General features: G+C 67.8%; 18 protein-coding genes. 7 read left to right on the forward strand and 11 right to left on the reverse strand.

Annotation, left to right across the window (positions count from 1 at the left end):
• Window positions 1-188 precede the first annotated feature (188 nt).
• The 3 genes from BM133_RS08340 to BM133_RS08350 are packed head-to-tail and all read left to right on the forward strand — an operon-like array spanning window position 189 to window position 2,936.
• The gene (locus BM133_RS08340) at window positions 189-872 is read left to right on the forward strand and encodes an HAD family hydrolase (protein ID WP_093432935.1); all 684 of its coding nucleotides are present in this window, start codon (window positions 189-191) and stop codon (window positions 870-872) included.
• Complete coding sequence (gene pgm, locus BM133_RS08345) at window positions 869-2,521, forward strand: phosphoglucomutase (alpha-D-glucose-1,6-bisphosphate-dependent) (RefSeq protein WP_093432937.1); 1,653 nt, start codon at window positions 869-871, stop codon at window positions 2,519-2,521. The genes BM133_RS08340 and pgm overlap by 4 nt, the downstream gene beginning before the upstream one ends.
• A 16-nt stretch (window positions 2,522-2,537) precedes the next feature.
• Window positions 2,538-2,936 carry a PPC domain-containing DNA-binding protein gene (locus tag BM133_RS08350; RefSeq protein ID WP_093432938.1) on the forward strand — a complete coding sequence of 133 codons (399 nt, stop codon included), beginning with the start codon at window positions 2,538-2,540 and terminating at the stop codon, window positions 2,934-2,936.
• Window positions 2,937-2,942: 6 nt separating this feature from the next.
• Here BM133_RS08350 and BM133_RS08355 read toward each other — a convergent pair whose 3' ends face one another.
• The 3 genes from BM133_RS08355 to BM133_RS08365 are packed head-to-tail and all read right to left on the reverse strand — an operon-like array spanning window position 2,943 to window position 4,932.
• The gene (locus BM133_RS08355) at window positions 2,943-4,001 is read right to left on the reverse strand and encodes an aldo/keto reductase (protein ID WP_093432940.1); all 1,059 of its coding nucleotides are present in this window, start codon (window positions 3,999-4,001) and stop codon (window positions 2,943-2,945) included.
• Window positions 3,998-4,393: a TIGR04076 family protein gene (locus BM133_RS08360; RefSeq protein ID WP_177224761.1), complete on the reverse strand. Its 396-nt coding sequence runs from the start codon at window positions 4,391-4,393 to the stop codon at window positions 3,998-4,000. Before BM133_RS08360 ends, BM133_RS08355 begins: the two co-directional genes overlap by 4 nt.
• A 2-nt stretch (window positions 4,394-4,395) precedes the next feature.
• Window positions 4,396-4,932, reverse strand: coding sequence for a cupin domain-containing protein (locus BM133_RS08365; RefSeq protein ID WP_042581832.1), 537 nt, complete (start codon window positions 4,930-4,932; stop codon window positions 4,396-4,398).
• Window positions 4,933-5,147: 215 nt separating this feature from the next.
• Between BM133_RS08365 and BM133_RS08370 the strand changes: the two genes are divergently transcribed.
• Entirely contained in the window at window positions 5,148-5,435 is a 288-nt protein-coding gene (locus tag BM133_RS08370) for a DUF3311 domain-containing protein (protein ID WP_093432941.1), read from the forward strand.
• Complete coding sequence (locus BM133_RS08375; protein ID WP_218158348.1) at window positions 5,432-6,958, forward strand: sodium:solute symporter family protein; 1,527 nt, start codon at window positions 5,432-5,434, stop codon at window positions 6,956-6,958. Before BM133_RS08370 ends, BM133_RS08375 begins: the two co-directional genes overlap by 4 nt.
• Here BM133_RS08375 and BM133_RS08380 read toward each other — a convergent pair.
• The 3 genes from BM133_RS08380 to BM133_RS08390 are packed head-to-tail and all read right to left on the reverse strand — an operon-like array spanning window position 6,913 to window position 10,000.
• Window positions 6,913-7,971 (reverse strand): amino acid ABC transporter permease, encoded by a 1,059-nt coding sequence (locus BM133_RS08380; RefSeq protein ID WP_093432943.1) that lies wholly within the window; start codon window positions 7,969-7,971, stop codon window positions 6,913-6,915. The genes BM133_RS08375 and BM133_RS08380 overlap by 46 nt on opposite strands.
• Complete coding sequence (locus tag BM133_RS08385; protein WP_093432944.1) at window positions 7,968-8,969, reverse strand: amino acid ABC transporter permease; 1,002 nt, start codon at window positions 8,967-8,969, stop codon at window positions 7,968-7,970. Before BM133_RS08385 ends, BM133_RS08380 begins: the two co-directional genes overlap by 4 nt.
• The gene (locus tag BM133_RS08390; RefSeq protein ID WP_093432946.1) at window positions 8,966-10,000 is read right to left on the reverse strand and encodes an amino acid ABC transporter substrate-binding protein; all 1,035 of its coding nucleotides are present in this window, start codon (window positions 9,998-10,000) and stop codon (window positions 8,966-8,968) included. Before BM133_RS08390 ends, BM133_RS08385 begins: the two co-directional genes overlap by 4 nt.
• A gap of 155 nt (window positions 10,001-10,155) precedes the next feature.
• On the opposite strand from BM133_RS08390, the gene BM133_RS08395 reads away from it, so the two are divergent.
• Window positions 10,156-10,545 carry a DoxX family protein gene (locus tag BM133_RS08395; RefSeq protein WP_093432947.1) on the forward strand — a complete coding sequence of 130 codons (390 nt, stop codon included), beginning with the start codon at window positions 10,156-10,158 and terminating at the stop codon, window positions 10,543-10,545.
• A gap of 18 nt (window positions 10,546-10,563) precedes the next feature.
• On the opposite strand, the gene def is transcribed toward BM133_RS08395, so the two are convergent.
• The 5 genes from def to smc form a co-directional block, all read right to left on the reverse strand.
• Window positions 10,564-11,103 carry a peptide deformylase gene (gene def / locus BM133_RS08400; protein WP_013541635.1) on the reverse strand — a complete coding sequence of 180 codons (540 nt, stop codon included), beginning with the start codon at window positions 11,101-11,103 and terminating at the stop codon, window positions 10,564-10,566.
• Between the two features lie 32 nt (window positions 11,104-11,135).
• Window positions 11,136-11,576: a hypothetical protein gene (locus BM133_RS08405; RefSeq protein ID WP_093432949.1), complete on the reverse strand. Its 441-nt coding sequence runs from the start codon at window positions 11,574-11,576 to the stop codon at window positions 11,136-11,138.
• A gap of 112 nt (window positions 11,577-11,688) precedes the next feature.
• Window positions 11,689-13,773 (reverse strand): NAD-dependent DNA ligase LigA, encoded by a 2,085-nt coding sequence (gene ligA / locus BM133_RS08410; RefSeq protein ID WP_093432950.1) that lies wholly within the window; start codon window positions 13,771-13,773, stop codon window positions 11,689-11,691.
• Window positions 13,774-13,797: 24 nt separating this feature from the next.
• Window positions 13,798-14,898, reverse strand: a complete 1,101-nt coding sequence (locus tag BM133_RS08415; protein WP_093432952.1) for a cell division protein ZipA C-terminal FtsZ-binding domain-containing protein — start codon at window positions 14,896-14,898, stop codon at window positions 13,798-13,800.
• 14 nt (window positions 14,899-14,912) lie between these two features.
• On the reverse strand, window positions 14,913-18,428 hold the full coding sequence (gene smc / locus BM133_RS08420) for a chromosome segregation protein SMC (protein WP_093432953.1): 3,516 nt from the start codon (window positions 18,426-18,428) through the stop codon (window positions 14,913-14,915).
• Window positions 18,429-18,542: 114 nt separating this feature from the next.
• Between smc and BM133_RS08425 the strand changes: the two genes are divergently transcribed.
• Entirely contained in the window at window positions 18,543-19,301 is a 759-nt protein-coding gene (locus BM133_RS08425) for a hypothetical protein (protein ID WP_093432955.1), read from the forward strand.
• Window positions 19,302-19,309 lie beyond the last annotated feature (8 nt).

Genomic DNA, 19,309 nt, shown 5'->3' on the forward strand with positions numbered 1-19,309 from the left:
CTCCTTGAAACTGGGTGAAGCTTATTCGCCAAAAACGACACGACGCGCACAGGTTAAGCCAGCGGTACACAAAGCATCAACTAATTCACGATGGGTATCGGCGCCGCCTTTTCGATGGCGTATCCTGAAACCGATGCATGCAGCTCCGGCCAACTCCGGCCTCACTCCGGCGCAATGGGCGCCCCTTCATGACACAGCACCCTGACACCGTTTTCCTGGTCGACGTCGACAACACCCTGCTCGACAACGACGGCGTCGTCGGCGACCTGCGCGCCCACCTCGAAAAAGCCTTCGGCACGGAGAGCGCCAGCCGCTACTGGACGGCCTTCGAGACGCTGCGCAACGAGCTCGGCTACGTCGATTACCTGGGCGCCTTGCAGCGCTACCGGGCCGAGGAAAGCAAGCGCGGCATGAGCGATTCGCGCCTGCTCCTGATGTCGGGCTTTCTCATCGACTACCCCTTCGCCGACCGCCTGTACCCCGGCGCGCTCGATGCCCTGAAGCATCTGCGCCGCCACGGCCCCACGGTCATCCTGTCCGACGGCGACGTGGTGTTCCAGCCGCGCAAGGTGCAGCGCTCGGGCCTGTGGGACGCCGTCGAGGGCCGCGTGCTGATCTACGTGCACAAGGAGCAGATGCTCGACACCATCGAGGAGTGCCACCCCGCCGCGCACTACGTGATGGTCGACGACAAGCTGCGCCTGCTCTCGGCCATGAAGGCGATCTGGGGGCCGCGGCTCACCACTGTCTTCGTGCGGCAGGGCCACTACGCGCTCGATGCGCAGGCCATTGCCGCCTACGCGCCCGCCGACATCACCATCGAGCGCATCGGCGACCTCATTCATATCGACGACTGGGCACCCCGGACATGAGTCAGAAAACCAATCCTCTCGCGGGCCAGCCCGCCCCCCTCGACTTGCTGGTGAACGTGCCGCGCCTGATCTCGGCGTACTACACGGGCCGGCCCGATCCTTCGGTGCCCGCGCAGCGCGTGGCCTTCGGTACCTCGGGCCACCGCGGCTCGTCGTTCGACGATGCGTTCAACGAATGGCATGTGCTGGCGATCAGCCAGGCGATCTGCGACTACCGCAAGCAGAAAGGCATCGACGGCCCGCTGTTCCTGGGCATCGACACGCACGCCCTTTCCACGCCCGCCTTCAGCAGCGCGGTCGAAGTGCTGGCCGCCAACGGCGTCGAGCTGATGCTCTCCAAGGACGACGAATACACGCCGACGCCGGCCGTGTCGCACGCGATCCTGGTCTACAACCGCGGCCGCACGACGGGGCTGGCCGACGGCATCGTCATCACGCCCTCGCACAACCCGCCCGAGAGCGGCGGTTTCAAGTACAACCCGCCGAACGGCGGCCCCGCCGGCACCGACATCACCTCCGCCGTCGAAGCCGCCGCCAACAAGATGCTGGCGAACGGGCTCGAAGGCGTGAAGCGCATGCCGCTCGCGCAGGCGCTGAAGGCCTCCACCACGCACCGGCACGACTACCTGAACACCTACGTCGAAGACTTGGCGCAGGTGCTGGACATGGACGCGATCCGCGGCGTGCAGATCGACCTGGGCGTCGATCCGCTCGGCGGCGCCGGCGTGCACTACTGGCCGGCCATCGCCGAGCGCTACAAGCTCCAGCGCCTCACGGTGCTGAACCAGGAGGTCGACCCGACCTTCCGCTTCATGTCGCTCGACTGGGACGGCCGCATCCGCATGGACCCGTCCTCGCCCGACGCGATGCACAAGCTGATCGCGCTGAAGGACCGCTTCGGCATCGCCTTCGCCTGCGACACCGACCACGACCGCCACGGCGTGGTCACGCGCAGCGCGGGCCTGATGCAGCCGAACAGCTACCTCGCGGTGATGATCGACTACCTCTACACGCACCGCCCGCAATGGCCGGCGGCTGCGGCCGTCGGCAAGACGGTGGTCAGCAGCCAGATGATCGACCGCGTCACGGCAAGGCTCGGCCGCAAGCTCTACGAAGTGCCGGTGGGCTTCAAGTGGTTCGTCGATGGCCTGGTCGATGGATCGCTGGGCTTCGGCGGCGAGGAAAGCGCGGGCGCCACCTTCCTGCGCCACGACGGCTCGGCGTGGACCACGGACAAGGACGGCATGGTGCCCGCCCTGCTCTCGGCCGAAATCGCCGCGCGCACCGGGCGCGATCCGGGCGAGCGCTATGCGGAACTGACGCAGGCGCTGGGACAGCCGGTGTCCGACCGTGTCGATGCGGCGGCCACGGTCGAGCAGAAGAAGAAGCTGTCGAACCTGTCGCCGCAACAGGTCAGTTCGACCGAACTGGCGGGCGACAAGATCGAAGCCGTATTGAGCCATGCGCCCGGCAACGGCGCGGCCATCGGCGGCGTGAAAGTCGTCACCGCCAACGGCTGGTTCGCGGCGCGGCCCTCGGGCACGGAGAACATCTACAAGGTCTACGGCGAGAGCTTCAAGGGCGCGGAGCACCTAGCGCGCATCCTCGAAGAGGCGCAGCAGTTGGTGGACAAGGCGCTGTCGAGCTGAAGCCAGGCGGCCGGCCATGGAAGCCCACGCGCTGCGCCTGAACCCGGGCGACGACCTGCGCGCCGCGCTCGATGCAGCGCTCAGGCAGCGCGGTGCCCAGGCGGCTTTCGTGGTCTCGGGCATCGGCAGCCTCCGCGGCGCGCGCATCCGGTATGCCGGCGTGGAAAGCGCCACTTTGCTCGAAGGCGATCTCGAAATCCTCACGCTGTCCGGCACGCTTTCGCCGGATGGCGCGCATCTGCACATCAGCGTGTCGGATGCAGCGGGCCAGGTGCGCGGCGGCCATGTCGCGCCGGGCTGCACGGTGCGCACCACCGCCGAAATCCTGGTCGCCTGGCTGCCCGAATGGCGCTTCGCCCGTGAGCACGATCCGGCAACCGGTTACCCCGAACTGGTGCCGCGACCCAAAGGCTGAACAGGCTCAGTGCGGCTCTTTGTTGAGGTCGTACTTCATCACACGGCCATGGCGGCCTTCGATGTCGCGCTCGACCGCATACACATCGCCGCTCGGCGGCTGGCGCTGCGAGAGCACCGTATCGAGCGTGGCGATGTCCTCTGCATCGAGCTGCAGCGACAGCACCTTCAGGTGATCCGCCAGGTGGTCGCCGCGCCGCACGCCGACGATCACGCCCGCCACCTGCGGCTGCTGCAGCACCCAGCGCATCGCCACCGTGGCAATCGACGTGTCGTGCCGCCGGGCCACCTTCTGCAGTTGCAGCAGCAACTGCTGGAACAGGTCCCACCCGCCGAAGTCGTCGACGATCAGCTTGTACTTGACCAGCGATCGGTTCTCGAACGGCTCCTGCGGTTCGCTCGCACCGAGCCAGCGCTCCGAGAGAAACCCGCCGGCCACGCTGCCGTAGCACAGGAGCTGGATGCCCGACGCCGCGCAGTACGGCGCCAGCGTCGGCTGCGGCCGCTGGTCGAGCAGCGAGTACTGCACCTGCATGCTGCGCAGCGGCACGTCGGCATCGACGAGCTCACGCACGCGCGCGGTGTCGAAGTTGGTGCCGCCCAGCAGCTCGATCTTGCCGGCGCGCTGCAGCTCCTGCAGCCAGTGCGCCACCTCGACATAGCGCGGCACGCCGTAGTCCCACCAATGGAACTGCACGAGATCGAGCCGCTCGACGCCCAGGCGCTGCAGCGAGCGGTCGATCGTTTGCTCGACCTGGCGCTTGTCGATCTGCGCGAGCGTCGCGAGGTCGGGCACGAACTTGGTGTGCACGCGCAGTTGCGAGAGGCTGCCGCTGCCGTGGCGCGCGATGTGCTCGCGCCGGAAGTCGCCGATCAGCTCTTCCACGCCCGTATAGATGTCGGCGCAGTCGAAGGTGGTGATGCCGGCTTCGCAGTAGGCCGCCATGTCGGCGATGGCGGCGGCGCGGTCGATGCCGCCGTGCCCACCGGCCAGTTGCCAGCCGCCCTTCAGCAGGCGGGAGATGGAATAGTTCGGCGCGAGGTCGAAGCGTTGCGGTTGGCTCATGGATTCTTCTTCGAAGACTTGGAAGGGTGGACCACGGCCGTCGTGTCGGCGTGGCGGAAAACGCGCGTCGCGGTGCGCGTGATGCGAAAGCGCGAGGGGCAATGCGGATCGGGGCACGCCACTTCGGCGTCGGTGCTCATCCAGTCGTTGGCGTCGGTGGGGCGCTGCTTGGCCGCGAGCAGCGGCAGCAAGGCGCCCAGCGAATAGATCGAGAAGCCCTGCCCCTCGGGCAGGTGCAGCATCTCGCCGCGCAGCTCGAAATAGTCGCCGACCTTGGCGTTGCAGTAGAGCTTTGCGCCTTCGGGCGCGACCACTTCGACGCGCAGGTCGTAGAGCGTGAAGGCGCCGTCTTCCAGGGTTGTCGGGGTCACCGGGGTTGTCGGGGTGTTCATGGTCAGGGGTTCGGTGGGGTGACGGACAGGATGATTTCGGTCGGCGCCTTCGACGCATTCAGGTAGCGGTGCGGCAGCCGCGCGTCGAAGGAGATGCTCTCGCCGGCCTTCACCGCGTAGTCGACGCCCGCCACCTGCGCCACCAGCGCGCCCGCGACGACGTAGACGCATTCGGCCGATTCGTGGCCGCGCGGCTCGTCGGCCGACATCTGGCCCGGCTCGAGCACGGCGCGCAGCACTTCCAGCTGGCCCGCGCCGGCCGTCAGGCGTTCGTAGGCGACCTGGCCCTTGGGCGCGGTGAGCATCACGCGCTGGCTCGGACGGCTGATCCAGACGGTGGGCGGCGTCGGCTCCGAGAACAGCGAGGACACCGATTCGCCGAACACGCCCGCCAGCCGGCGCAGGGTTTCCAGGCTGGGATCGGTGACGGCGCGCTCGATCTGGCTCAGCAGCGTGGCGGACACGCCCGCCTGCGCCGCCAGTTCGCGCAGGGACAGGCCGCGTGCCGTTCGCAATTCCTTCAGTCGGTCGCCGATCATGGGCTGGGTCTTTCTGTCTTTTGTATTTGTGCAGTTGAACAGCACAACAAGCGGGATGGTATGTACGGTTGTGGTGCACGTCAAGCATCAAAGTGGGCCTCGAAAATCCGGGGTTCGTCGAATGGATAATGTCCTCCATCCCACTTGTGCCTTGTGCATTTTCCCTGCACACTCCGCGCCCAGATCGTGCAGTAATACTTTACAGGAGCATCGAGATGGCCGACCCGCTTTCCCCCCCACGCCCCACCCGGCGACGCCTCGGACACCGCTGGCTGCTGGTCTTTCCGTTCATCTGGCAGGCCTGCCTGGCGCCCGCCGTGAACGACATCGCGCTCACCCCGTTCGGACTGCCCTTCCCCATGTTCTGGCAGATGGCGGGCATCGTGCTGACCAGCGTGGTCATCGCGATCGTCTTTCGCCTCGATGCCAAGGCCGGCGTGGAAGCCGAGGAAGCCGCGTTCCTCGCCCACAGCCTGAAGACCCACGAGGACGGCGCACCATGAAGCTCGCCATCGTCCTGGCCATCCTGCTCGCGACCGTGGCGGGCGCCATCGCCTACGGCCGCCGCACGCGCCGCGCCAACAACTTCGCCGACTGGGCCGTCGGCGGCCGCAGCCTGGGCACGCTGATCTTCTGGTTCATGAACGCGGGCGAGGTCTACACCACCTTCGCGGTGCTCGGCATCTCTGGCTACGCCTGGGCGCTGGGCGCGCCGGCGTACCTTGCGTTCTGCTCGGTCTCGATGAGCTACGCGGTCGGCTACTGGCTCATGCCGCGGATCTGGCGCGCGGGGCGCATCGGAAAACTGCTCACGCAGTCCGACTTCTTCGCCGCGCGCTACGAGGCGCCGTGGCTGGGCGTGCTGACGGGCGTGGTCGGCATCGCCTCGCTGGTGGTCTATGTGCAGATCCAGCTCGTGAGCCTCGGGCTGATCGTGCAGCTCACGCTGGGCAACAGCATCACGAGCGAGGCCGCGACCATCGGCGCGGGCGTGTTGATGATCGCCTTCGTGTTCGTGGCGGGCGTGCGCTCCGCCGCCTTCGCCGCAGGCGTGAAGGACGTGCTGATGGTGGTCGTGGTGGTGCTGCTGAGCGTCACCGTGGCCAGCAAGGTGGGCGCGGCCTCGCTGCTCGACCTGTTCTCGATGGCGGAGGCGAAGCACCCGGGCATCGGCAAGTTCCCGGGCCTGGACGCCACCTCGCCGACGACCGCGATCTGGCTCATGACCTCGGCGATCAACATCGCGCTGGGGAACTGGGTGTTCCCGCACCTGTTCCAGATGTCGTACACGGCGCACAGCGCGACGGCGATCCGGCGCAATGCGATCTGGCAGCCGCTGTATTCGCTGGCCTACTTCTTCATCATCCTGCTGGGCTTTGCGGCGCTGCTGGCGCAGACGCAGCCACCGGGCGGCAACCTCAATGCGGCGCTGCTGCAGTTCGTGTCCGACCGCTATCCGTCGTGGATGGTCGGGCTGCTGGCGGGCACGGGTTTCCTGCTGGCGCTGGCGCCGGGCTCGCTGCTGCTGCTGACGGCCGGGTCGATCTTCACGCGCAACGTGGTGCGGCCGTTCAGGAGCGGACTGAGCGAGCGCGCGTCATTGGCGCTGTCGCGCGGTTCGCTGGTGGTTTTCGCGGCGATCGCTGTCTGGCTGTCGGTGAGCCAGAAGGGCTCGCTGGTGAAGATCCTGCTGGATGCGTATTCGGCCATCGGCATGCTCGCGCCCGGCGTGTTCCTCGGGTTCCTTTGGAAGCGCACGAGCGCGATCGGCGTGCTGGCGGGCCTGATCGCAGGCTTCGTCGCGCTGCTGGCGCCGTTCGCGGCGAAGTTCTGGGCCACGACCGTGCCGCAATGGGAGGCGGGCTTGATCGCCATGGCCATCAACGCCGCGGTCGTCGTGGCCGTGAGCCTCGTGACGAAGGCGCCGCGGGACAAGGCCGTCGCGCTCGGACTGCAGGACGACAGCCCGCCGGATGCGGCTCAGGCCGGCGTGCTCGCCAGCCTGCGCTCCAGCCACACGCTGTAGCGCGAGAGCCCGAAGCACAGCACCCAGTACACGGCCGCGATGAAGAGATACCCCTCGAGGTAGAACGGCCGCCAGACCGGATCGCCGCCGAGCGCGAGGCCCAGCGCGCCGGTCAGCTCGAAAAGGCCCACGACGGTGACGAGCGAGGTGTCCTTCAGCGTGCCGACCACGCTGTTGGTGAGCGCGGGCACGACCAGGCGCAAGGCCTGCGGCAGCACGATGTCTCGCTGCACCGGCCAGCGCCCGAAGCCCAGCGCCATCGCCACCTCGGTCTGCCCGCGCGGCACGGCCTGCAGGCCGCCGCGGATGATCTCGGCCAGGTAGGCCGCAACGAACAGCGTGAGGCCCGCGAGCACGCGCACCAGCACGTCCGGCTGCCAACCTGCCGGCCACAGCAGCGGCAGCAGGAACGAGGCCATGAACAGCACCGAGATCAGCGGCACGCCGCGCACCAGCTCGATGTAGCTCGCGCTCAGCGTGCGAACCACCGGCCAGCCCGAGCGCCGGCCGAGCGCGAGCAGCAGCGCCAGGGGGAAAGCCAGCGCAAGGCCCACGACCGCCAACCCGATGGTCAGCGGCAGGCCGCCCCAGCGGCTCGTCGGCACATGGTTCAGGCCAAGGACGCCGCCGCGCATCAGCAGCACGAACAGCAACAGCGCGACGATCCACAGCGGCACCAGCCACCAGCGCCAGCTGCGCGGCCAGGCGCTCAGCACGGTGACGGCAGACAGCACCACCACCGCGATGGCTGGGCGCCATTGCTCTTCGTAAGGGAAGCGGCCGAACAGCATCGGCCGCCATTTCTCGGCCACCACGCCCCAGCAGGCGCCGTGCTGCACCGCGCGGCAGGCCTCGGCGTCGGCGCGGAACACCGCATGCACCACCGCCCACTCGACGATGTGAAAGCCGACCCACGCGAGCACCGCGATCAGCAGCACGGTCGCCAGCGCGCGCAGCGGCGAACCCCAGAGTTCGCGGCGCCAGGCGATCGGGCCCTGCGCAACATTCCTCATCGCCACCCCCGCAAGGCGACGCGCGCGTTGTAGCGGTTCATGCCGAAGGAGATCGCCAGCGACAGCATGAGGTAGATCGCCATGATGATCGCGATGCATTCGAAGGCCCGGCCGTTCGAGCCGATGGTGGTGTTGGCGACCGACACCAGTTCCGGATAGCCCACGGCCACGGCCAAAGACGAATTCTTGACCAGGCTGAGCAGCTGGTTGGTGAGCGAAGGCACGATCACCCGCAGCGCCTGCGGCAGGATCACGATGCGCAACTGCTGCGCGGGCGACAGGCCCAGCGCCTGCCCCGCCAGCACCTGCCCCTGCGAGACCGAGAGAATGCCGGCGCGCACGATCTCCGCGACGAACGCGGCCGAATAGAACGACAGGCCCGCGACGATGGTCACGTACTCGGGACTCAGCGCCGCGCCGCCGCTCACGCCGAAATCACCGCGCTCGGGCCACTCGAAATGCGTGGGCCACCAGCTGCCTTCGCCCGCGACGGGCCAGGGCACGCTGAGTCCGCCCTTGCTGAGCCACACGCCCGGCAATAACCGGACGGGCTCGGTCGGATCAGGCAGCAGGTTCGCCATCGCGAAGGCCAGCATCAGCAACTGCACCAGCAGCGGCACGTTGCGCAGCAGCTCGACATACGCCGTGCAGATGCCGCGCAGCAGCACGTGCGGCGCGAGGCGGCCGATGCCGATCAAGGTGCCAAGCACGACCGAGAAGATCGCAGCAGGCACCGCCGCCCGCACCGTGTTGATCAGGCCCGCGAGAAAGGCGCGCCAGAAAGGCTGGCTGGCGTCGAAGTCGAGCCAGCCCTCGCTGATCGAGAAGCCCGCGGGCTCGGTGAGAAAGTCGAAGCCAGAGCGCACGCCCCGCGCGCGCAGCACGTCCAGCGCGTGGTGCACCACCCAGAAGGCGCCGGCCACCACGGCCAGCACCAGCAGCGCCTGGACGGTCCAGGCCAGCCAGGCGCCACGGCGCGAGGCGCCCTCACGGCTCATCGCACGGGTGGTGCGTAGATCAGGCCGCCCTTGCTCCACAGATTGTTGGAGCCGCGCGGCAGCTTGAGCACCGACTTGGGCCCGACGTTGCGCTCGAACACCTCGCCGTAGTTGCCCACGGCCTTGATCGCGCGGAACGACCAGTCCTTGTCCAGGCCCAGCAGCTTGCCCAGGTCTTCGCCGGTGCCGACCAGGCGCTGCTGCGCCGGGTCCTTGCTGCCGGCCTTGAGTGCGTCGGCGTTGGCCTGCGTGACGCCGGCCTCCTCGGCCTCGATGAGCGCGTTGGGCACCCACTTGGCAATGGCGAACCACTCGTCGTCACCGCGGCGCACCAGCGGCGCGAGCGGCTCCTTGGAGATCAGCTCGGGCAGGATGATGTAGTCGTCGGGGTTCGGCGCTTCCTTGTTGCGCAGGCCCGCGAGCGCCGAAGCGTCGGTCGTGAAGGCCTGGCAGCGGCCCGAGAAGAAGGCCTTGAACGAGGCCTCGAAGCTCTCGAAGACGACGGTCTTCACGGGGATGTTCTGCGCGCGGAAGTAGTCGGAGACGTTCTTCTCGTTGGTGGTGCCCGACTGGGTGCAGATGGTCGCGTTCTTGAGCTGCTTGGCGCTGGTCACCTTGAGCTTCTTGGGCACCAGGAAGCCCTGGCCGTCGTAGTAGGTGATGGTGGTGAAGTTGAAGCCGAGCGAGGCGTCGCGCGTGAGCGTCCAGGTGGTGTTGCGCGCGAGGATGTCGATTTCGCCGGCCTGCAGGGCCGAGAAGCGCTGCTGCGAATTGAGCGGCACGAAGTCGACCTTCTTCGCATCGCCGAGCACGGCCGCAGCAATGGCGCGGCAGGTGTCGACATCCAGGCCCGACCAGTTGCCCTGGGTGTCCGGTGCGGAAAAGCCCGCCACGCCGTTGGTCACGCCGCACTTGACGGTGCCGCGTTGCTTGACCGCATCGAGCGTCTTGCCCGCGAAGGCCGGCGCGGCGGCGGCAAGAACGACGACGGATGCGGCGGCGATCAGTGCCGGGCGGAATCGGTTTTTCATGGGTGTGTTTCTCCTCAACAGACAACGAAAGGCAGTGTACGGGGCGTCGCCGCGGCGCGCCAAAGAACACGCGGTTGGATGCATATGCCCGACCACGCTGCAATACCGCAATACCATACGGCCCTTTACCAACTCTCCCGAACAGGAATCACACAATGTTCAAGTCCGACGACACCGGCAAGCTCGTTCTGCGCCTCGCGCTGGGCATCCTCATCCTGCTGCACGGCGTGGCCAAGGTCACCAAGGGCGTCGACGGCATCGGCGGCATGCTGGCCTCGCACGGCCTGCCGGCCTTCCTCGCGTACGGGGTCTATGTCGGTGAGATCCTGGCACCCGCGCTGCTGATCGTCGGCCTGTTCACACGGCCGGCCGCGGTGATCGTGGCGATCAACATGCTGGTGGCGCTCTGGCTGGTGCACCGCAAGGACCTCGGCGCGATCAACGGCCAGGGCGGCTGGGCGCTGGAACTGCAGGGCATGTTCCTGTTCGCGGCGATCTCGCTGGCCTTCACGGGCGGCGGCCGCTTCGGCCTCAGCAACAGGTAACGAGCAGGGCTAGGCGCCTCAGTCGTCGTCCGCCGCATCGAGGCCTGGAAACAGGACCTCGGTGTAGCCGAAGCGCGAGAAATCGCGCACCCGCATCGGGTACAGCTTGCCCAGCAGGTGATCGACTTCATGCTGCACCACACGCGCATGAAAACCGCTGGCGACCCGGTCGATCGGGTCGCCGTATGGATCGAAGCCGGTATAGCGGATGTTGGCGAAGCGCGGCACCACGCCGCGCAGGCCCGGCACCGAGAGACATCCTTCCCAGCCCTCTTCCTCGTCCTCGCCGATGGGCGTGATGACGGGGTTCAGCAGCACGGTGCGGGGCACCGGCGGCGCGTCGGGGTAGCGGGGGTTGACGATGTCGGTGCCGAAGATCACCAGTTGCTGGTCCACGCCGATCTGCGGAGCCGCGAGGCCGGCGCCGTTGACCGCATGCATGGTCTCGAACATGTCGCGCACCAGGAGGTGCAGTTCGTCGGTATCGAAAGCGGCGACCGGCTGCGCGATGCGCAGCAGCCGGGGGTCGCCCATCTTGAGTATTTCGCGAATGGCCATCACGCGATTATCGCGACAGCCTCACACCACGATCACGGGATGCCCTGGGTGTTGTTCTTCGAGTCTGGCGAGGTCCACAAACGCGCCCGGCCTTGAGGCATCTGCTGCGGCCGCGAGGGCGTGATGCCAGGAACGCCGCCACCGGCGGAAGGTGGGCGGGCACCACCGCCCCAGTTGCCCGGCGGGCGCCCGGCCGGATAGCCGGGCCGTACCGCAGGGTAGCCCGGACGCACGGCCGGATAGCCAGGACGACCGTAGTACGGACGACGGTCGTAGTAGCGGCCACGCTCGTAATAGCCTCCGCCCTGAATGTAGACCGGGGCCGGTGAAACGACCACCGGCGACGAGTCGGAGTAGTACGGCTCCGAGTAACCGCCCGAGTAGTACGGATCGCCCGGAACCGCAACGCAGCCGGTCAACAGCGCGAGGCCGCCGAGGGCAATGCTGGCACCAAGAACGCGAATTTTTTGCATGAGGGGCTCCTTGTTGGCCTTCAGTTTTCTTTCAACGTCAGGTTGTAGACCCTGTTGACTGCGCTGCGATGAAGCTGCGTAACGGCCGGTAAAGAGGCGGCTGGGCCGATCCTCACTCCGTGACGCCGTTCTCCAGAATCTCCAGCATACGCGCCTCGTCGATCACGGTCACCCCGATTTCCCGAGCCTTGTCGAGCTTGCTGCCGGCTTCTTCGCCGGCCACGAGGTAATGGGTCTTCTTGCTGACGGAACCGGCGACCTTTGCGCCGGCTGCCTCCAACTTATCCTTCGCCTCGTCGCGGCCCAGCGTAGGAAGGGTACCGGTGATCACGAAGGTCAGGCCCGCCAACGGCTTGGGCGCGCGGGCCGCGGGCTCGCCCTCTTCCCAGGTCAGCCCGCAGGCGCGCAGCTGCTCGACGACTTCGCGGTTGTGCGGCTGGTCGAAGAAAGTGCGCAGGCTCTGCGCCACCACCGGGCCCACGTCGTTGACCTCGAGCAGGTGCTCTTCGGTCGCATCCATGATGGCGTCCAGCTTGCCGAAATGCTTGGCCAGGTCCTTCGCCGTGCTCTCGCCCACATGCCGGATGCCCAGGCCGAACAGGAAGCGCGGCAGCGTGGTTTTCTTGGACGCCTCCAGCGCATCGACGAGGTTCTTGGCCGACTTCTCGGCCATGCGGTCCAGGCCCGCGAGCGTGGTGAATCCCAGCTTGTAGAGATCGGGCAAGGTGCGGATCAAGTTGGCGTCTACCAGTTGCTCGACCAGCTTGTCGCCCAACCCATCGACATCGACCGCGCGCCGCGCCGCGAAATGCAGGATGGCCTCCTTGCGCTGCGCCGCGCAGAAGAGACCACCGGTGCAGCGGTAGTCGACCTCTTCTTCTTCGCGCACCGCGTCCGAGCCGCACACGGGGCACTGGTGCGGCATGGTGAAGACCGGGCCGCGTTCGCCCTCCGGCTTGGCAAGGCTCTCGGGCACCACGCCGACCACTTCGGGAATCACGTCGCCCGCGCGCCGCACGATGACGGTGTCGCCCACGCGAACGTCCTTGCGGCGGGCCTCGTCCTCGTTGTGCAGCGTGGCGTTGGTCACGGTCACGCCGCCGACGAACACCGGCGCCAGCTTGGCCACCGGCGTGAGCTTGCCTGTGCGGCCCACCTGGATCTCGATGCCGAGCACCTCGGTCAGTTGCTCCTGCGCCGGATACTTGTGTGCCACCGCCCAGCGCGGCTCGCGCGAGACGAAACCCAGCTGCCGCTGCAACTCGACGCTGTCGACCTTGTAGACCACGCCATCGATGTCGTAGGGCAAGGCATCGCGCTGGCGGCCGATGTTCTCGTGGAACGCGATCAGTTCGATGGCACCCGTCGCCCGCGCGGTCTGCGTGGCCACCGGAAAACCCCAGGCATGGAACTGCTGCAGCCAGTCGAACTGCGTCGGGCAATCCGGACCGCCTTCCGCGGCCGGCGTGACTTCGCCGAGGCCGTAGGCAAAGAAGCTCAACGGCCGCGCCGCGGCAATCGCCGGATCGAGCTGGCGCACCGCGCCGGCCGCCGCATTGCGCGGGTTGACGAACACCTTCTCGTTCTTCTGGCCGGCCGCGATCTTCTCGCGCTGGCGCTCGTTGAGCGCGTCGAAATCGGCCCGCTTCATATAGACCTCGCCGCGCACCTCGACCACGGGTGGTGCCTTGCCGCTGAGTCGCAGCGGAATCTCGCGCACCGTGCGGATGTTCTGCGTGACCTCTTCGCCGACTTCGCCGTCGCCGCGCGTCGCGGCCTGCACCAGCACGCCGTTCTCGTAGCGCAGGTTCATGGCGAGGCCATCGAACTTGAGCTCGCACACGTACGAGACCTGCGGCCCATCTTCGGGCAGGCCCAGCTCCTTGCGCACGCGCGCATCGAAGGCGCTCGCGCCGCCGGGCGTGATGTCGGTCTCGGTGCGGATCGAGAGCATCGGCACCTTGTGGCGCACCTTGGTGAAGCCGTCCAGCACCTTGCCGCCCACGCGCTGCGTCGGCGAATCGGGCGTGCGCAGTTCGGGGAACTCGGTCTCCAGGGCCTGCAGGCGCTGGAACAGCCTGTCGTACTCGGCGTCGGGCACGGCGGGCGCGTCGAGCACGTAGTAGAGGTGGGCGTGCTTGTGGAGCTGTTCGCTCAGTGCGGCGGCTTCGCGTGCCGCTTCGTCGCGCGTCGTCATGTGGGTGTCTCCCGGAAGTCGGAATTAGCTGAAGAGGCGCCGTGCGAGCGGTGAGCCGGCCGCGAGATCGCGCGCATCGAGCGTGTCGTAGAGCTGCTCCAGGTCGCTGCCGATGACGTCCATCGTCTCGTCGCGCAGCAACTGGCCGTCGCTGTCGGTCACCACGCCGTCCATCTCGCGCGCGAGCGTGGCGGCGGCTTCGCGCATGCGGCGGAACGGCTCTTCGCCGCGGTCGACCTGCGGCACGTCCAGGCTCAGGCTGAGCTCGCGGATGGCCGATTGCGCCGGGTCGTCGGCCAGCGCGGCCTGGGTGTCGAAGGCAAGGCCGAGGATCGGCGGCAAGCCGACCTCCCCGGTCGGCAGCACCATGCGCCCCGGGATGATGCCGGCCACGAAACCGAGCCGGGCGGCGTTCTGCTGCACATAGCCCGGGCTCCAGGCCGCGTGCAGTGCGCGCAGCACGAAGCCCAGCTGCGCGTCGTGCGCGCTGGCGAACTGGTCCAGCTCGCGGGCCCGCGCCACTTCGTCGAGCATCTCGGGAAACTCCGGCGACCCGTTGACCGCATCGGCAAAGGCCTGCGCCTTGACCACAAACTCGGAGTATTCGATCTCGTTGAGCGCGCCCGTGCGATTGGCCAGCTGCACGCCGACCTGGAACGCGCTGTAGCGCTGGCCGGCCACCGGCGGCTCCCATTGGCCGTTGTGTTCGTTCAGGCCTTCGATGGCCACCGGCTTGCTGCCCGCGCGCCGCGTCGGCGGCATGGCCGCGATGGCGGCGTCGCCCGAGGCCAGGCCGTCCAGCGACACCGGCGCGATCACGTCGATCAGCGGATCGAGCCCGCCACGCCGCTCGCCGGTGGCGACCGGAACGCCGCTGGGCGCCGGCAGGTCGGGATCGAACAAAGGCTCGTGGCGGTCGTGCGCCGAGCGCTGGTTCGGATCGACGTGCAGCATCGGCTCCACGCCGTCGCCCGACGACATCGAGCGTTCCACGTCGGCCAGCGCTGCATCTACCGCATCGGGCTGGCGTGGCGCGTTGCGGCGCGACATCAGGGCTTCGTAGCCGACGACGGCCGCGAGAACGAGGCCTCCAAGAATGGAGAGAGCGAGAGTGAGGTTGCTCATGCGCGCCGCTCGACTCAAGCGGCCTCGACCATGGAGGCCGCGGCCTCCATGTCGACCGCGACGATGCGCGAGACGCCCTGCTCCTGCATCGTGACGCCGATCAACTGCTCGGCCATTTCCATGGCGATCTTGTTGTGGCTGATGAAGAGGAACTGGGTTTCGCGGCTCATGGCGGTCACGAGTTTGGCATAGCGTTCGGTGTTCGCGTCGTCCAGCGGCGCGTCCACTTCGTCCAGCAGGCAGAACGGCGCCGGGTTGAGCTGGAAGATGGCAAACACCAGCGCGATGGCCGTGAGCGCCTTCTCGCCGCCCGAGAGCAAGTGGATGGTCTGGTTCTTCTTGCCGGGTGGCTGCGCGAGCACCTGCACGCCGGCATCGAGGATTTCGTCGCCCGTCATCACCAGCCGCGCGTTGCCGCCGCCGAAGAGCTCGGGGAACATGCGGCTGAAGTGCTCGTTGACGATCTTGAAGGTGCCGCCGAGCAGGTCGCGCGTTTCGGCGTCGATCTTGCGGATGGCGTCTTCCAGCGTGCCGATGGCTTCGTTCAGGTCGGCCGACTGGGCATCCAGGAAAATCTTGCGCTCGCTCGCGATCGCGAGTTCGTCGAGCGCAGCCAGGTTCACCGCGCCCAGCGCAACCACTTCGCGGTTGAGGCGGTCGATTTCGCTCTGCAGGCCGGTCAGGCGCACCTTGTCGGTCTCGATGGATTGCGCGATGGCCTCGAGGTCGGCGCCGGCGTCTTCCAGCAGTTGCTGGTACTGCTCGACACCCAGGCGCGCGGCCTGCTCCTTCAGCTGGAATTCGGTGATGCGCTGGCGCAGCGGATCGAGCTCGCGCTCCAGCTGCAGGCGGCGCTCGTCGCTGGCGCGCAGCTTGAGCGTGAGGTCGTCGTACTGGCTGCGCGAGGCGCCCAGCGAGGTTTCGCGTTCGAGCTTGAGCGACAGCGCGTCCTGCAGGCCGGCCTGCGCGGCGGCATCGGACAGGCGGCCCAGCTCGGCGCGGGCGCGCTCGTCTTCGTCGGTGAGTGCAACGGTCTGCTGCGAGGCGGTCTCGATCGCGCGGTTCAACTCGGCGCGGCGGGCTTCCAGCGTGCGCTGCGAGAAGGTGGCCTCCTGCGCCTGGCGTTCGAGGCTGCGGTGCTGCTCGCGGCTGGCGGTCAGCGCGCGGCCGGCCTCGATCACGCGTTCGTCCAGCTGGGCGTGGCGCTCCTGGCTGTCGGCCAGTTGCATGTCGAGCTCTTCGAAGCGGCCTTCGGCGGCGATGCGCTTTTCCTGCAGTTCCTCCAGTTGCGCGTCGACTTCGCCGAGGTCGGAGGCCAGTTGCTGGCTGCGCGCACGGGTCTGCTCGGCGAGCTGGGTCATGCGCAGGGTCTCGACCTGCAGTTCGTGGGCGCGCGACTGGGTGTCGGCCGCTTCGCGCCGCGCGGTCACCAGGCGCTGCGCGGCGTCGCCGTAGGCTGCTTCGGCGCGGATCAGCGCGGTGCGCGCCTCTTCGTTGATGAGCGTCTGGGCGCGCAGCTGGCGCTCCAGGTTTTCCATTTCCTGCTGGCGGGCCAGGAGGCCGGCCTGTTCGGAATCGGGCGCGTAGAAGTTGACGCTGTGCGAGGACACGGCATGACCGCTCTGCACGTAGATGACTTCGCCCGGCTGCAGCGTGGCGCGCTGCGCCAGCGCTTCTTCGAAACTGGTGGCGGTGTAGCAGCCATGAAGCCAGTCGTTCAGCAGCGCCTGCTGGCCGGCATCGTTCAGCCGCAACAGGCTCGACAGCCGCGGCAGCGTCGCCGTGCCTTGCGGCGTACCGGCCGACGGCGGGCTGTAGAAAGCCAGCTTGGCCGGCGGCGCGTCGTTGCCGAAGGCGCGGACCATGTCGAGCCGGCTGACTTCGAGCGCACCCAGGCGCTCGCGGAGGGCCGCTTCGAGCGCGCTTTCCCAGCCCTGCTCGATGTGGATGCGGCTCCACAGGCCCTGCAGGCCATCGAGGCCGTGCTTGGCGAGCCAGGGGGCCAGCTTGCCGTCGGTCTTGACCTTTTCCTGCAGCGCGCGCAGCGCTTCGAGCCGCGCCGAGAACTCGGCGTGGCGCGCGCCTTCGGTGTTGACGGCCTGCTGCTTCGCGCGGCGGTCGTCGTCCAGTTGCGGCACGGCCTCCTGCAGCTCGTGCAGGCGGGCCTCGGCTTCGCTGGCGGTTTCCTGCGCGGCGGCGAGCTGCTCCTGCATGTCGGCGAGGCGAGCCTCGTCGGGTGCGGCCAGTGCGTTCTGGTCGGCGCGCAGGCGCTCGCTGCGCTGCGTGAGCTGGCGGCTCTGGTCTTCGATGTTGCGCTGGTCGGCGGCCAGCACCTGGATCTGCTGCTGCACCTGCGAGACGGTCGCACGCTGGGTGTTGGCGTCGTTCTGGGCGCGCTGCACGGCGTCTTCGAGCTCGGGCATGCGCGCGTCGTGTTCTTCGAGCTGGGCGGCCAGGAGGATGGCCTGTTCTTCGGCATCGACGCCCTGCCCGGCCAGCCGTTCGATTTCGACTTCGGCCTCTTCGCGGCGCGTGCCCCACTGGCCCATCTGCTCGCGCAACTGGACCAGCCGCTGCTCGACGCGCTGGCGGCCTTCGACCACGAAACGGATCTCGCCCTCGAGCCGGCCGACTTCGGCGCTCGCTTCGTAGAGCTTGCCCTGGGCCTGGTTGACCTGGTCGCCCGCGGCGTAATGGGCCTGGCGCACGGTCTCGAGTTCGGCTTCGATGTGGCGCAGGTCTGCGGTGCGCGATTCGAGGTCGTTGATCGCCTTTTCCGAATCGGACTTGATCTTGGCCTGGTCCGCATCGCTCTCGCTGCGCTTCAGGAACCACAGCTGGTGCTGCTTCCTGGTGGCATCGCCCTGCAGCGTGTTGTAGCGCGCGGCCACCTCGGCCTGTTTCTCGAGCTTCTCGAGGTTGGCGTTGAGTTCGCGCAGGATGTCTTCGACGCGCACGAGGTTCTCGCGCGTGTCGCCCAGGCGGTTCTCGGTCTCGCGGCGGCGCTCCTTGTACTTGGAGACACCGGCGGCTTCCTCCAGGAACAGGCGCAGTTCCTCGGGCTTGGATTCGATGATCCGGCTGATCGTGCCCTGGCCGATGATGGCGTAGGCGCGCGGCCCGAGGCCGGTGCCAAGGAACACGTCCTGCACGTCACGGCGGCGCACCGGCTGGTTGTTGATGTAGTAGCTGCTGGTGCCATCGCGCGTGAGCACGCGCCGCACGGCGATTTCGCCGAACTGGTTCCATTGGCCGCCGGCGCGGTGGTCGGCGTTGTCGAACACCAGTTCGACGCTCGAACGGCTGGCCTGCTTGCGGGTGGTCGTGCCGTTGAAGATCACGTCCTGCATCGATTCGCCGCGCAGTTCGGAGGCGCGCGATTCGCCGAGCACCCAGCGCACCGCATCCATGATGTTCGACTTGCCGCACCCGTTGGGCCCGACCACGCCGACCAGTTGGCCCGGCAGCAGAAAGTTGGTGGGTTCGGCGAACGACTTGAAGCCCGAAAGCTTGATGGAATTAAGACGCACGACTTGTCGGCCTGCCTTGACGTTAGCGCCAAGGTATTGATTTGTAAGGAAAATTGCACGGGCCCGCAGCTTGAAGCGAGCCGCCGCCCCAGTCTTGGATGATAACGTCAGGGCATGAGTCTTTCTCCGGTTTTACCCCTTGCGGCACGACGCACCTGCCTTCTGGCCGGCGCCGCCTCCCTGATCGGCCTGGCAGGCTGTTCGTCGGTCCGGTCCACCGACCGCGCCGAGCCCTATGCCAACCAGGAATGGCTTCAATCCGGCGCCAACCGCATCGCGAACCTTTCGCTGCGCGACAACCTGCAGTCGATCCGGCGTGTGCAGACCACGCTCTACCGGCGCAATCCGCGGGAATGGCGCAAGTCGGCGACCAGCATCGACGACGCCATGCAGCGCACCTGGGACGCGATCCTCAAAGGCCCCGACCTGCCCGATCTGCGCGGTGCCACCGGCATCGACGCGATCCGGCTGGCTTTCGATACCGGTCCGCAGGCCTACCAGGGCGACCGCGTCGCGGCACTGGTGGTCGGCTGGGCCTCGATGCTCAAGCAGGCCAACGGCGGCACCTGGGAGCAGACCATGGTCGACGGCGTCAACGCCGAGAACAGCTACCGGGCCGCGCGCAACTTCGAGATCTCGCTCTGGCTGATTTCCTCCAAGACCGGCCCCGACGGCCAGCCGCTGCTGCTGGCCACCGAGATCAGCGAGCGCGGGCGCAACCTCGTGGCCGATCGCGAACTGTCGAAGGTGGTGGCCCGGCTCGACCTGCTGGCCGCGCAGGCCGACGAGAAATACCGCCGCGCAGCGCTCGATTTCGGGCAGAACTGGGTCATGGGCGTGGTCATGCCCTTTTTCACGATGCTGCCGAAATAAGCCCGCCG

The organism is Variovorax sp. 770b2 (genome assembly GCF_900115685.1).
In the GTDB taxonomy this organism is placed as follows: Bacteria; Pseudomonadota; Gammaproteobacteria; order Burkholderiales; family Burkholderiaceae_C; genus Variovorax.